The organism is Ochrobactrum sp. BTU2 (genome assembly GCF_024539785.1).
In the GTDB taxonomy this organism is placed as follows: domain Bacteria; phylum Pseudomonadota; class Alphaproteobacteria; order Rhizobiales; family Rhizobiaceae; genus Brucella; species Brucella anthropi.
In genome coordinates, this window is record NZ_JAHWRG010000001.1 from 942,059 (window position 1) to 955,634 (window position 13,576).

Genomic DNA, 13,576 nt, shown 5'->3' on the forward strand with positions numbered 1-13,576 from the left:
CAACTCCCGTTTCAGCCATGTCTCGTGTAAGCAAAGCTGACCACATCAAACAAGCAGATGGCAATGAGACGATTTTTCCACCTCGCGGCACGCGGAATTTCTCTGGCATTTCTATCGCCAGGCCTGATGAACCTTGCTTTCGCAGAAGAAAATCTTCCTCGCCTTCTGCCAGAACCGGGCGTGAGCGCGCATATCGAAAGACGCAAAGAGGGTTATGTTCTGACCCAGCCCGATGGATCGAAACTCGTTTTGCTGGATTCCGATTGGCTCAACGGACTCGACGGGCCTGTCAGCTTCGAAACCGGCGACTATGACTTCGATGGCTACACCGATTTTTCTTTGGGTGCCCGCGAAGCGGGAAGTCTCGACGTTGGTGCCGCGCTTTATCTCTATGATCCAAAAGCCAAAGCCTTTTCCCCACTGATTATCGAGGACGAACTTGGCGGAAAACTGAATTGCGGCGAGCTGTGGAATGTCGAGCGCATCCCGGAACGAAAGCTGATCAAAAGCAGCTGTAGTCTGGATGGGCATTATAACCGCGTCGACATCCTGTCGATTGATCGCGGCCAGACGGTGCGGCTTGTGGAACAATCGCGCCCGGAAGAGCAGATGTCTGGCTGGCCCTACCTGATGAAACCCATGCGCATGGTCACCTATGACGCACAGGGAAACAGCGTTCTTGAAATGCCTTTGGCACCGGATGAAACCGAACAAGGCTGGGAAGTCCCGCTGGAAAAGCTGACCCTATACAGCAGTCCTGACCGGCAAAGCACCACAAGCTCCTATCTGGCCAAGGGCGACAAGGCACGCAAGCTTGTCTTTGCCGGCGATGGCTGGCTGAAAATTGCCTATCTGGCCAAAACCGGGCCGCTGGAGGGCTGGATATCCCTGAAAGAAGCCTATGACCTTGCGACCTGGCAGGCGGAAAACGGGCAAAAACCGCAATCCTTGCAGCTCGGTCTCGCGGATTACAGCGATGTCGACAAGGATCAGGATTATTACAAGCACCTGTTCACGCTGACGCTGGCCAATGAAAGCCGCGAAGCCGTGGAACTCGGCTATGGTGAATTGCACCTGATTTTCACATCTGCCGACGGCCAGCAGACCACGCATAAGCTCTATGATCTCTTCAACAAGACCCTTGAGCCGGGAAAGAGCGAAACGCTCGACGATAATCCCGTACAGAAGCGCGGCGGGCAATTTGTGATCTATCACCCGGTCGGCGACGACGACGCCTATTCGCCGTTCTTTCCCGAAGGGCTGACTGCAGGAAAATACAAGATCCGCCCCATCCTGACCGGCCCCAACCTGAAGAGCCCTATTTACGGTCAGGACGAAATCGAGATGGATTATCCACCTAAACTACCGGACAGCCTGATCGAACCGTGAGCTGGCACTCGCTTTGACAAGGGCATCAAGAGCCATGCTCGCCGGCAGAGCCGGTGAAAACAGGAAGCCCTGCCCGGCATTGCAACCGAGTTTACAAAGCATGTCGCGATCTTCCTCGGTCTCGATCCCTTCGGCAGTGACCTTGATGCCAAGAGCATCGCCCAGCTCGACCATAGCGCGCACGATATGCTGATCGCCTTCGGATTCGGCAATGCCACGCACGAAAACCTTATCGATCTTGATCTTGGTGATGAGGCCCTTCTTCAAGGAGGCGAAAGTAGCAAAGCCGGTGCCAAAATCGTCAAGTGCGATAGAGACACCAGCGCTCGACAGCACTCCGAGGCTGTCACTCATCCCGCGCTGATCGAAGGGAGCTTCCTCCGTTATCTCGATTTCAAGCATGGACATCGGAAGTTCGCGTTTTTCCATTTGGGACAGGATTTCGTGTGGAATACGCCCCCCCGCCAGTTCGCGAGGGGAAAGATTCATGGCAACTGTCAGATCGCTGCGCCCGCCTTCGGTGAGCTTGTCGATCATCTCGCAGCAATTGAAGAGCACATTATTCGTCAGCTGACGCACCACACCCACTTCGCACGCAACATCGATGATTTCCGGCGGGGGAATTGTGCCGTGCTGCGGATGATCCCAGCGCAGCAATGCCTCAAAACCAACCATGCGCCCACTGGAGAGTTGCACCACCGGCTGAAAGTAGGTTTGCACCTGCCCGGTTTCGATTGCAATGCGCAGGTCTCGCTCGATGCTTTGCTTGCGCTCCCACTCGTGCTGCAGACGCTTCTCGAAAAAATAATATTCGTTGCGTCCGCGTTTCTTGGCCGCATAAAGCGCGAAGTCGGCGCGCAGCAACATTTCGACCGGATCGAGACGCTCCAGCCGGCAAATGCCGACACAGGCGCCGATCTCCACCGACAGAATCCCCTCATAATGGGCGGTCAGACTGCCGATGATGCGTGCGGCCACCAATCCGGCCTCGATCTTGGCTGAAGGCTCGGGATAAGCGAGCACGAATTCATCACCGCCAATACGCGCCAGAACGGAACGCTCCGGCGAGACCTGACGGATACGCTGCGCAATGGCGACAAGGAGGTCGTCACCCACCTTGTGACCATAGGTGTCGTTGACGGACTTGAACCCGTCGAGATCGATCAGCATGATGATGAACGGGCCGTCTTTCACAGGATAGAGGCGAATGGAGGTTTCAAGGCCACGCCGGTTGAAGAGCCCCGTCAACGGGTCCTCCTGCGACTTGAGCGCCATTTCGTCAGCCAACTGCTTGGCTTCGTGTTTCAACCTGCTGGTCTGGATGAAGCGGTTCTGCCCCAAGAGTGCGCCACGCGTAAGCCCGAGCCAGAACAGAACAACAGCAACGGCAATCACGCCATATTGCAGGTCGGCTTGCAGGACCAGACACACCACCGTCACGACAAGCGGCGGCGTTATGAAATTGATTGCAACGGCGGCATAGGACGAGCCGTAGGTGACGGCGCCCGCGCAGATACCGGCCAGAATGACCAGATAGACCGACGATTGCGGATCAGAGAACCCATGGGAAAGAATGGCGATACCGGCCCAGACGAAACCGGCCATTGCGCCAAGCAGTTGAAAGCGGGCGAGCTGGCGCTGCAGAACCGCGATATTCTCAACTGGCGCAGCCGGGCTTCTATAATAGGCTATCGCATCGATGAGGCGCAGCGCATTGATGATATTGACCAGCGCGAACCAGATGATGGGCATCCAGAAATGCCCGGCAGCAATCTGGACCAGCAAAATGAGCACGGACAGAATCGTGCTGATGGGCATCGAGAAGCGCGCGCCGTCGCAAATCTCCCTGAGCTGGTCCGCAAGTATCTTGTCGGCTATCGGGCTGTCCTGCCTGCCATAGGCCGACCTGACCAGTTGAAGCCAATATTCAGTTCTCGACCCCATTTAAACGCCACCACTGGCCAGAGCACGTTCAGCTTTTTTCCAATCGGGACGCCCCTCGTGTCCTGATTAAAAAGGAATGACAGCAAACCTGCCCCCGACTGACAACTATAACATGCATACAATCTAAAATGCCAATGGTACGGCAGTTCAATCAAGACGATCACTTCGGCGGACAAGGCATACCATCGACATGCCGCTTGAGGCGCGCGCTCAACAATAGTTAGGGACGCGCCACCCGCAAACTACTCTGTCGACTGTTCTTCCGCCGTCAGCAGCAGCTTGTCGATGCGGCGTCCGTCAAGGTCAACGATTTCGAACACCCATCCGTTCTTGACGAAAGTTTCACCCACATCCGGCAGATGCTTCAGTTCCTCAAGCGCCAGCCCGGCAACGGTGTTGTATTCCGCATCGTCGTCAATCGGGAAACGCAAAAACTCCGAGAACTCGTCAATCGGCATCCAGCCCGAGACGAGATAAGAACCATCCGCCCGGCGCACGATAGCCTTTTCCTCGATATGGTCCTCCTGCATGGCGCCGATGATCGCTTCCATCACATCGCCCGCAGTAATCACACCTTCAAAATGACCATACTCGTCATAGACGAGCACCATATGCGTCGGCGTGCCGCGAATGGCTTCCACCACGTCGAGCGCATCGGAAAAGTCCGACACGACCGGAACATCACGGACGATCTCGCGCAGATTGACACTGCCCCTGGAGGACAGCTGATTGAAGAAGTCGCGCACCTGTAAGACGCCGATCACTTCATCGGAATCTTCGCCGCGCACAGGAAGCCGCGAACGGCTCGTATTGTGCAGTTGCAGGCGAATTTCATCGAAACTATCATCCACATCGACCATTTCGACATCCATGCGCGGCGTCATCAGCCCGCGTGCCGTCCGGTCCGCAAGGCGCATAACGCCTGCAATCATGCGGGATTCCTCCGTTTCGATCACGCCCGCGCTATGCGCTTCGGCGAGAACGGACTTGATCTCTTCGTCGGTCACGCCGTCGCTCGACTTGCCCGACTGGCCAAGCAGTCTCAAGACCAGACGGCCCGATGTATCGAGAAGCCAGACCAGAGGTGCAGCCATCTTGGACAGCAATGTCATGGTCGGCGCTACACGGCTTGCAACCGCTTCCGGCTCACGCAGTGCGATCTGCTTTGGCACGAGTTCGCCGACAATCAGCGACAGATAGGTGATGACCACGACCACCGAACCGACGCCAACAGCATCGGCAAGGGCTGGCGACAAGCCTTGCCCAAGAAGCCAGCCCGACAAACGGGCACCCAGCGTCGCGCCGGAAAATGCACCCGACAGAATGCCGACCAGCGTGATGCCGATCTGGACGGTGGACAGGAAACGGCCGGGATTATCGGCAAGCTCGATGGCCATGCGGGCGCCGCGGCTGCCCTTGTCGGCCATTACCCTTAGTCGCGCTGGGCGGGAGGAAACCACTGCGAGTTCCGACATGGCGAGAACACCATTGAGGATCGTCAACAGCACGACCGTAATTATTTCAAAGTACAAAACTGCCCCTCGGGATCAGATAATCGGAATATAATGATAGAAAGGAACCGCCCCTCTTTCCAGAGGCCGCGACACAAAATACTGCGATACTGTCGGAATTGCAGTACTTATGTGCTCTCTTCTCGCCAGCAGAAGCTGCCTTTTCTCTTCTTTCCAGTAAATGATTCACGATGCAGGTAAAACCGCAAAACCATCGTCTGGTCAGGCCAATTAGGTTTAATAATTGAAATTCTGGAGAGCCAGTCCGCGATGTAGCGGGTTTTTTGCTGCTCGCGCAAAATTGGCTTGACCAGAAACCAGCAGGCTTCTACTTCTTCCATTCATAGGTGACGAAACTTTGCGCGAGGGAGGAAGCGCGATGGGAGGATTGCCGTCAGCGACTGCGCGCGCCGATACCGCGCCTATCTTGCTCAAGCTGGATTCCGTTTCCAAAGAATTTCCAGGCGTCAAAGCCCTGTCGAATGTCAGCTTCGAATTGCGGGCGGGCGAGGTTCATGCCGTCTGCGGCGAGAATGGTGCGGGCAAGTCTACCCTAATGAAGATCGTCAGTGGCGTCTATCAGCCGGATGGCGGAACGATCCATTATCGCGACCAGACTGTCCGCTTTGCTTCCACGCTTGAATCGGAAGCGGCGGGCATCGCCATCATCCATCAGGAACTGAACCTCGTTCCGCATCTGAGCGTTGCCGAAAACATCTATCTCGCTCGCGAGCCGAAACGCGGTTTCTTCGTCGACCGCCGCAAGCTGAAGCAGGACGCGCAGCACTGCCTCGATCGGCTTGGCGTCAAGATCGACCCGTCTGCACAGGTGCTGAACCTGTCCGTCGCCCAATGCCAGATGGTCGAAATCGCCAAGGCCCTCTCGCTCAATGCCTCCGTCCTCATCATGGACGAACCGACCTCCTCGCTGACCGAGCAGGAAGCGCAGCTTCTGTTCAAGGTCATCCGCGAACTGAAAGCGCAAGGCACCGGCATCGTCTATATTTCGCACCGTCTCGATGAAATGGCGGAGATCGTCGACCGCGTCACCATCCTGCGCGACGGACGCTATGTCTGGACCAAGGACTTTGACGCTGTCACCGTCGATGAAATCGTGGCCGGGATGGTCGGGCGCTCGCTTGATGAAAAGTTTCCGGAACCGACCCGAAAGCTGACGGAGGAAGTGATTTTCTCCGTCAGCGGACTGACGCGAAGCGGCCTCTTCGAGAATATCGGCTTTGAACTCCGGCGCGGAGAAATCCTCGGCTTTGCCGGACTGATGGGCGCAGGGCGCACGGAAGTAGCGCGGGCGATTTTCGGCGCCGATCCGCACGATGCCGGAACGATTGTGCTTGAAGGTGAGACGCTTTCCATCTCCAGCCCGCGCGACGCCATCGAGGCAGGCATTGCCTATCTGTCTGAAGACCGCAAGGCGCAAGGACTGGCGGTCAAGATGCCGGTCGACGCCAATCTCACACTCGCCAATATGGAAGCGGTCAGCAGCTCATATGGCGTGATCGATTTCGAGCGACAGCGGCAGGCGAGCCAGCGTTATGTCGATCTTCTCAATATCAAGACGCCGGGGCTGGCCCAGCCCGTTCGACTGCTTTCGGGCGGCAATCAGCAGAAGATCATCATCGGCAAATGGCTGTTCCGCGAACCGCGTATCATGTTCTTCGATGAACCGACGCGAGGCATCGATGTCGGTGCAAAGTTCGCGATCTACCAGATCATGGACGAACTGGCCGCAAGGGGCATCGGCATTGTGCTGATCAGCTCGGAGCTACCGGAAATTCTGGGGCTTTCGGACCGTGTGGCGGTCTTTCACGAGGGGCGCATCACCGCCGTCTTAAACACGGCCGCGACATCGCAGGAAGAAATCATGACCTATGCCTCCGGTCGGGGCCGGCAGGACAAATGAGGACGCAGTAATGGCCGAAATCACTACGGACAAGCCCCAGCAGACGGTAAAATCCAAGGGGCTCAGCGACCGTCAGAAGGATATCATCCAGAAATTTGCGGCTGTCGGCAGCCTTATCATTCTGGCGGCGATCTTTTCCGTCACCAGCAGTGCCTTCATGACCGTCAACAACGCGATGACCATCGCCTTGCAGGTGACGTCAATCGCGTTTCTCGGCATCGGCGCAACCTATGTCATCATAACCGGCGGCATCGATCTTTCGGTTGGCTCGGTTCTGGCGCTTGCCGGTGTTGTGGCCGCACTTGCGGTCAAGGATCTTTCGCTGCCGATCCCGCTCGCCATGCTGCTCGGCATATTGACGGGTTCGCTCTGCGGCCTCATCAACGGCGTCGTCATCACCAAGCTCAAACTGCCGCCCTTCATCGCCACACTTGGCATGATGCTGATCGCACGCGGTGTCGCGCTTCAGATCACCGGTGCGCGTGCCGTCTCCGGCCTTGGCGAATCCTTCGGCGTGCTGGGCAACGGCTCGCTATTTCGCATCGAGAGCATTGACGAACAGGGCTTTCCGGTCGTCACCTTCCCCGGCATCCCCTACCCGGTGGTGCTGATGATCGTGATCGCGGTCGTGGCCGCACTCGTGTTGAACCGCACCGTGCTTGGCCGCCACATCTATGCCATCGGATCGAATGCGGAAGCAGCGCGGCTTTCGGGCGTCAACGTCGCCCGTGTAACGGCCTTCACCTATGTCGTATCGGGAACACTGGCGGGTCTGACGGGCTGCGTTCTCATGTCCCGCCTCGTGACCGCACAGCCCAATGAAGGTGTCGCCTATGAGCTCGACGCCATTGCGAGCGCGGTCATCGGCGGCACTTCGCTCATCGGCGGTGTGGGTACGATTTCGGGCACGTTCATCGGCTCGTTCGTCATCGGAATCCTGCGGAACGGCCTCAACATGAATGGCATTTCCGCTTTCACACAGCAGATCATCATCGGCCTCGTCATTCTGGTCACCGTATGGATCGACCAGATGCGCAACCGCCGATGAAAGGGGAGACGGAATGTGTCAGGCATTCCGGAAAAGGGTAGAGCCAAGAGCTCGATAACAGGAGGAAAACATGCGTAGACTGGTTTCTGCATTGATGGCTTCGGCTTTTGTACTTGCGGGAGCGGCAAGCGCTTCGGCGGGCGAAATCGCCGTTATCGTGAAGACCGTGAATTCGACTTTCTGGCAGAACGTTCAGAAGGGTGCCGAAGCTGCGATCAAGGATTCCAAGGATCACACCATGACCTTCCAGGGTCCGGCGGCTGAATCGGCCATCGCCGATCAGGTGAACATGGTGGAAAATGCCGTGAACCGCAAAGTGGATGCAATCCTTCTTGCCCCGTCCGATCCGGATGCGCTGACGCCTGCCGTGAAGAAGGCGTGGGAAGCCCGAATTCCGGTCGTCATCATCGACTCGCAGCTCGCCGATGGCAGCGACAAATACTACCGGTCGTTCCTCGCCACCGATAACCGCAAGGCCGGCGAAGCCGCAGCCAAGGCCTTGATCGACAAGGCAGGCACGACCGGCAAGATCGCCGTCATGTCCTATGTTGCGGGCGCTGGCTCGGAAATCGGTCGCGTCGGTGGCTTCGTGGATTACATCAAGGCCAATTCCAAGCTGGAAGTCGTCGGCCCTTACTATTCGCAATCGCAGATGGCGACGGCGCTCAACCAGACCACCGACGTTCTGGCGGCCAATGGCGACCTCGTCGGCATCTTCGGTGCCAATGAACCGACCGCCATCGGCATGGGCCGCGCGATCAAGCAGGCAGGCAAGTCCGGCAAGCTGACTGCCATCGGCTTCGACGGCAATCAGGACCTTCAGGAATTCGTCAAGGATGGCACGCTCAACGCCATCGTCGTTCAGGGTTCCTACCAGATGGGCGAAAAGGGCATCGAAACCCTGTTAAAGGTGCTGAACAAGGAAAAGGTCGAGAAGGTTGTCGATACGGGCGCCGTCGTCGTCACCAAGGACAATATCGACCAGCCGGAAGCCAAGAACGTGCTCTACTAAAACATGGCAACAAAGCTGCGTGAAAAAGGGAGGCGAAAGCCTCCTTTTTTTGTTTTGTCGCGATTCTTATCCGGAAACCGTTTCACACTTTTCGGGATGCGCTAACGGCCATTTTGTTCGCGCCAGTTCTCAAACTTGCGCTCGGTCTCTTCTTTCGTGCACGGATAGAGGCCGACAATGGTAGCGCCGTTCAGCACTTCTTCCAGCACGAAATCCTCATAAGTTTCCATGCTGATACATTCGGTTGCGATTTCATCCGCAAGACCAGCCGGAATGACCATGACACCGTCAGCATCGCCAACCAGCACATCGCCCGGAAACACTGCCGCATCGCCGCAGGCTATCGGCACATTGATATCCACCGCCTCATGCAACGTGAGATTGGTCGGCGCAGATGGCTTTGAGCAATAAGCAGGCATATCAAGCTCGCCGATCCCGCTGACATCGCGAAATCCGCCGTCAGAAACAATGCCCGCCGCGCCGCGCAAGGCAAGCCTTGTCACGAGGATAGACCCCGCAGTCGCCGCACGCGCATCCTTGCGCGCATCCATCACCAGCACGTAACCGGGCGGACAGGTCTCTATCGCAACGCGCTGCTTGTGGTCCGGATTACGAAAAACCGTGATGGGATTCCGGTCCTCACGCGCCGGGATGTAGCGCAGCGTGAAGGCCTGACCGACCATGTTCTCGCGCTTGCGCGCCACCGGCAACACGCCCTGAATGAACTGGTTGCGCAGGCCACGCTTGTAAAGCGCCGTCGCAACGGAAGCCGTCGAAACCGTCTTCAGCTTGGCCCGCGTTTCCTCGGAAAGCACATAATCTGACATCGAAACTGCCTCTCAATAGATGACCGGTTCGTCGACAGAACGGCCGAAATCGGTTTTCAGGAAGTCGAAATCGCAGCCCTTGTCGGCCTGTTCAACATGCTTGGAAAAGACAAAGCCATAGCCGCGCTCATATTTGGGTGGTGGCGTCTGCCATGCTACGCGCCGTGCCGCCAGTTCCTCGTTCGAAACCAGCATGTTGAGGCTGCGGGCTGGAATGTTGAGTTCGACGATGTCGCCCGTCTTCAGCAGGGCGAGTGGTCCCCCGATGAAGGATTCCGGCGCAACATGCAGAACACAGGCACCGAAACTGGTTCCCGACATGCGCGCATCCGAAATCCGCACCATATCGCGCAGCCCAAGTTTCAACAGCGCTTTCGGCATGGGGATCATGCCCCATTCCGGCATTCCCGGCCCGCCCTGCGGACCGGCATTACGCAGCACCAGAACCGTATCCGGCGTCATGGGATAATCGGGGTCGTCGATGATCTTTTTCAAGTCGGGGTAACTGTCCGCGACAAGCGCCGGGCCACTATGGCGGTGAAAGCGGGGGTCGCAGGCAGCAGGTTTTATCACCGCGCCATCGGGGCAGAGATTGCCTTTCAGCACCGCAAGCGAACCTTCATGATAGACCGGATTGGAAAGCGGGCGGATCACGTCATCGTTCCAGATGTGAGCCTCATCCAGACCGTCGGTCAGCGGCTTGCCGGTCACGGTCACGGCCGAAGGATCGAGTTTGTCGCCAAGCTGCTTCATGAGCGCTCGCAACCCTCCCGCATAGTAGAAATCTTCCATCAGATAGGTCGTGCCGGAAGGCCTGATATTCGCGATCACAGGCGTCGTGCGTCCGATGCGATCCAGATCGTCCAGTTCCAGTGGCACGTCTGCCCGGCGCGCCATCGCGATCAGATGAATGATGGCATTTGTCGAACATCCCGTTGCCATCGCAACAGTGACCGCATTGGTTATTGCAGCAGGCGTCATAATCTTTTCCGGCGTCAGGTCTTCCCAGACCATTTCCACAATGCGGCGACCGCATTGCGTGGACATGCGCTGATGATTGGCATCCGCAGCCGGGATCGATGATGCACCGGGAAGCGTCAGCCCCATGGCTTCGGCAATCGCGGTCATGGTAGATGCGGTTCCCATGGTCATGCAATGGCCGTAGGACCGTGCGATGCCACCTTCAATCCCCTGCCATTCCTCCTTGGAAATGGTGCCTGCGCGGCGCTCGTCCCAGTATTTGAAGCCATCAGTGCCGGAGCCCAGATATTTACCGGCATAATTGCCGCGCAGCATTGGTCCGGCGGGCAGGAAAATGAACGGCAGTCCCATACTGACGGCCCCCATGACGAGACCCGGCGTTGTCTTGTCACAACCGCCCAAAAGCACCGCGCCATCGACAGGATGCGAGCGCAGAAGTTCCTCGGTCTCCATCGCAAGCAGATTGCGATAGAGCATGGTGGTCGGTTTCACGAAGTTTTCCGACAGCGACAATGCTGGCAACTCCATCGGGAATCCGCCGGCCTGCAGGACGCCGCGCTTGACCCATTCCACCCGATCCTTGAAATGCATGTGGCAAGGCTGGGCCTCGGACCAGGTGTTTATGATGGCGATGATCGGACGACCTTCCCAGTCGACCGGATCATATCCCATCTGCATGGTGCGCGAACGATGGCCGAACGAGCGTTGATCATCGGGCAGCATCCAGCGCGCCGAACGCAGATCTCCATAGGTCTTTCTGGTCATTTCCCTACCTTCCCGATCAGAAAATATCCCGAAGGGCGTAAAACGGCTTCGAGATGATATTCAAAACAAATATTCAGGAGTGCCTGCGCGATCACGTTACACTCCGTTCATCCGGGCCAGGGGGGCTCCTGCAACCGAAGCCTGCGCCAGAAATACGCCACCCGACCGAGGTGCGGCCTCCAGGGTCGCTTCCGGCAACTGGCGATGCGAGGTGATGGCCAGAAGTGTCAGGTCTGGTCCGCAAAAACAGGGCATCGTTGGAGCCGGAACCGGTACCAGAACCTTTTCAAGCAGATTGCCCTCGCGGTCGAAGCGATTCAGAATGCCAGCGGATACACCCGCGCTCCAATAAGCACCCTCAGCATCGCAGGCACCGCCATCCGGCCTGCCGCTTTGCTCATCGAGGTCACAAATGCGCTTGCGCCCACTAATCTCACCGGTCTCCGGGTCGAAGTCATAACGGTCGATCCACGGCCCGCGGGAATCCGTATGGAACATGGTTCTGCCGTCCGCCGTCCACGCCAGACCATTAGAAATCTCAAAACCCTCGGCCTTGACAGAAGCCTCGCCGTCCCATGTTACTCGGTAGAGCCGCGCGATGGCTTGCCGCTCAGGACGGCCATCCATGCTGCCGATCCAGAACGCACCGTCAGGACCGACCTTGCCGTCATTGAGGCGGGATGTTCCCGGCTCATCGTACCCCGCCCATAGCGGTTCACGGATGCCGGTTTCAGGATCAAACAGGACAACCTCACGTGAAAGCGCCACCACGAGACGTCCGCTTTCTGTCAATCCGAAGCTTGCTACCTCGCTTGTAAAGGACCATTCACGAAGCACACCTCTATCGGCGTCAATGTCGATTTCATATATGCGGCGCCCATAGATATCGCAGGCAAAAAGTGTTCCCCTGCGGTCATCCCAGACCGGACTTTCCATCAGTTGCCCGCGCAGATCGGCTATGCAGCGAAACGGTCCCATCATTCAGCTCCCGTCTTTTTCCGAATGACATCGGGATGACTGAATACGAAATCAGACAACTCCAATCCAAGACCCGCTCCTTCGAACGGATAGATCATGCCCTTCTCTATGCGCGGCATCACCGTCACCAGATCGCGATACCACGAGGTGTAATAGGCCCGCACAGATTCCTGAAAGATCGCGTTGGGCGCGTTGAGCGACAGATGGACGGAGGCCGCGAACACCACCGGACCAGTGCAGTCATGCGGCGCAATGGGGCGCTGGAATGCCTCGGCCATGGTGGCGATCTTCTTCGCTTCCGAAAGCCCGCCACACCATGAAATGTCGAGCATGACATAATCGGAGGCATCGGCGCGTAGGACATCGAGAAATTGCGCACGCGTCGCCATGGTTTCGCTGGCACAGACCGGAATGCCGGACTGGCGTGCGTAAACGGCCAGCGCCTGCGGGTTCATCATCTTGATCGGGTCTTCCGACCAGAATGGCCGGAAGGCTTTCAGTTCGCGCGCAATGGCCAGAGCCGACGTCAAGTCCCACATGGAGTGGAACTCGACCATGATTTCCATCCGCTCGCCGACCGCATCGCGTATCTGGCGAAACGGTGCCAGCGCCTTGTCGAGATCGCCGGCATGGATGAAATTTCCGCCGGATGCGACAGCGAACGGGTCGAAGGGCCAGATTTTCATGGCCGTGATGCCTTCCGACAGAAGGCTCTCAGCCAAGGCCCCTGCGTCGCGATGGAATGCGAGCTGGTCCTCGTAGGGCCCTTCCTTCGCCTCGTCGGCATCACCGATATATCGGCGCGCGCCGCTTTTGTTATAGGTGTAGCCCGCGCAGGTATTGTAGGTGCGGATCGATTGTCGAGACAGGCCGCCGAGCAGCTGGTGGATCGGCTGGCCAGTCACCTTGCCGAATATATCCCAGAGCGCGATGTCGATTGCCGAGGCTGCCCGAATTTCCACGCCCGACGAGCGAAAGCCGACATAGGACTCCAGCAGCAGTTTGGAGATGCGGTCGATCTCCAGCGGGTTCTGGCCGACAAGCAGCGGCGCGATATCGCTATGGATATAAGCCGCAACTGCATTTGCGCCGCGAAATGTCTCGCCAAGGCCGACAATGCCATCGTCGGTATGGACCTGCACCCACACTATGTTGTTGAGGTGCGGAAGCTGCACCGTTTCAATAGCGGTGATTTTCATC

General features: G+C 57.6%; 11 protein-coding genes. 4 read left to right on the forward strand and 7 right to left on the reverse strand.

Features of this window, described 5'->3' with window-relative positions; genetic code table 11:
• Window positions 1-126 precede the first annotated feature (126 nt).
• On the forward strand, window positions 127-1,389 hold the full coding sequence (locus KWJ32_RS04350) for a hypothetical protein (protein WP_231771502.1): 1,263 nt from the start codon (window positions 127-129) through the stop codon (window positions 1,387-1,389).
• Here the strand turns inward: KWJ32_RS04350 and KWJ32_RS04355 are convergent.
• From KWJ32_RS04355 to KWJ32_RS04365, 3 genes are all read right to left on the reverse strand, one after another.
• Entirely contained in the window at window positions 1,363-3,333 is a 1,971-nt protein-coding gene (locus tag KWJ32_RS04355; RefSeq protein ID WP_151609558.1) for an EAL domain-containing protein, read from the reverse strand. The genes KWJ32_RS04350 and KWJ32_RS04355 overlap by 27 nt on opposite strands.
• Window positions 3,334-3,575: 242 nt before the next feature.
• Window positions 3,576-4,865, reverse strand: coding sequence for a hemolysin family protein (locus KWJ32_RS04360; protein ID WP_012092780.1), 1,290 nt, complete (start codon window positions 4,863-4,865; stop codon window positions 3,576-3,578).
• Window positions 4,866-4,972: 107 nt separating this feature from the next.
• The gene (locus tag KWJ32_RS04365; RefSeq protein ID WP_151609560.1) at window positions 4,973-5,185 is read right to left on the reverse strand and encodes a hypothetical protein; all 213 of its coding nucleotides are present in this window, start codon (window positions 5,183-5,185) and stop codon (window positions 4,973-4,975) included.
• A gap of 38 nt (window positions 5,186-5,223) precedes the next feature.
• Between KWJ32_RS04365 and KWJ32_RS04370 the strand changes: the two genes are divergently transcribed.
• The 3 genes from KWJ32_RS04370 (at window position 5,224) to KWJ32_RS04380 (ending at window position 8,825) form a co-directional block, all read left to right on the forward strand.
• Window positions 5,224-6,765, forward strand: coding sequence for a sugar ABC transporter ATP-binding protein (locus KWJ32_RS04370; RefSeq protein WP_012092779.1), 1,542 nt, complete (start codon window positions 5,224-5,226; stop codon window positions 6,763-6,765).
• A gap of 10 nt (window positions 6,766-6,775) precedes the next feature.
• On the forward strand, window positions 6,776-7,813 hold the full coding sequence (locus tag KWJ32_RS04375; RefSeq protein ID WP_012092778.1) for an ABC transporter permease: 1,038 nt from the start codon (window positions 6,776-6,778) through the stop codon (window positions 7,811-7,813).
• A gap of 70 nt (window positions 7,814-7,883) precedes the next feature.
• A complete protein-coding gene (locus KWJ32_RS04380) occupies window positions 7,884-8,825 on the forward strand; it encodes an ABC transporter substrate-binding protein (RefSeq protein ID WP_012092777.1) in 942 nt (313 codons plus the stop codon).
• 101 nt (window positions 8,826-8,926) lie between these two features.
• Here the strand turns inward: KWJ32_RS04380 and KWJ32_RS04385 are convergent, their stop codons facing one another.
• The 4 genes from KWJ32_RS04385 to KWJ32_RS04400 form a co-directional block, all read right to left on the reverse strand.
• Window positions 8,927-9,652, reverse strand: a complete 726-nt coding sequence (locus KWJ32_RS04385; protein WP_012092776.1) for a ribonuclease activity regulator RraA — start codon at window positions 9,650-9,652, stop codon at window positions 8,927-8,929.
• A gap of 12 nt (window positions 9,653-9,664) precedes the next feature.
• Entirely contained in the window at window positions 9,665-11,398 is a 1,734-nt protein-coding gene (gene araD / locus KWJ32_RS04390; RefSeq protein WP_012092775.1) for an L-arabinonate dehydratase, read from the reverse strand.
• Between the two features lie 96 nt (window positions 11,399-11,494).
• Window positions 11,495-12,379, reverse strand: a complete 885-nt coding sequence (locus tag KWJ32_RS04395; RefSeq protein WP_012092774.1) for an SMP-30/gluconolactonase/LRE family protein — start codon at window positions 12,377-12,379, stop codon at window positions 11,495-11,497.
• Window positions 12,376-13,575: a mandelate racemase/muconate lactonizing enzyme family protein gene (locus KWJ32_RS04400; protein ID WP_012092773.1), complete on the reverse strand. Its 1,200-nt coding sequence runs from the start codon at window positions 13,573-13,575 to the stop codon at window positions 12,376-12,378. Before KWJ32_RS04400 ends, KWJ32_RS04395 begins: the two co-directional genes overlap by 4 nt.
• Window position 13,576: the final 1 nt, after the last annotated feature.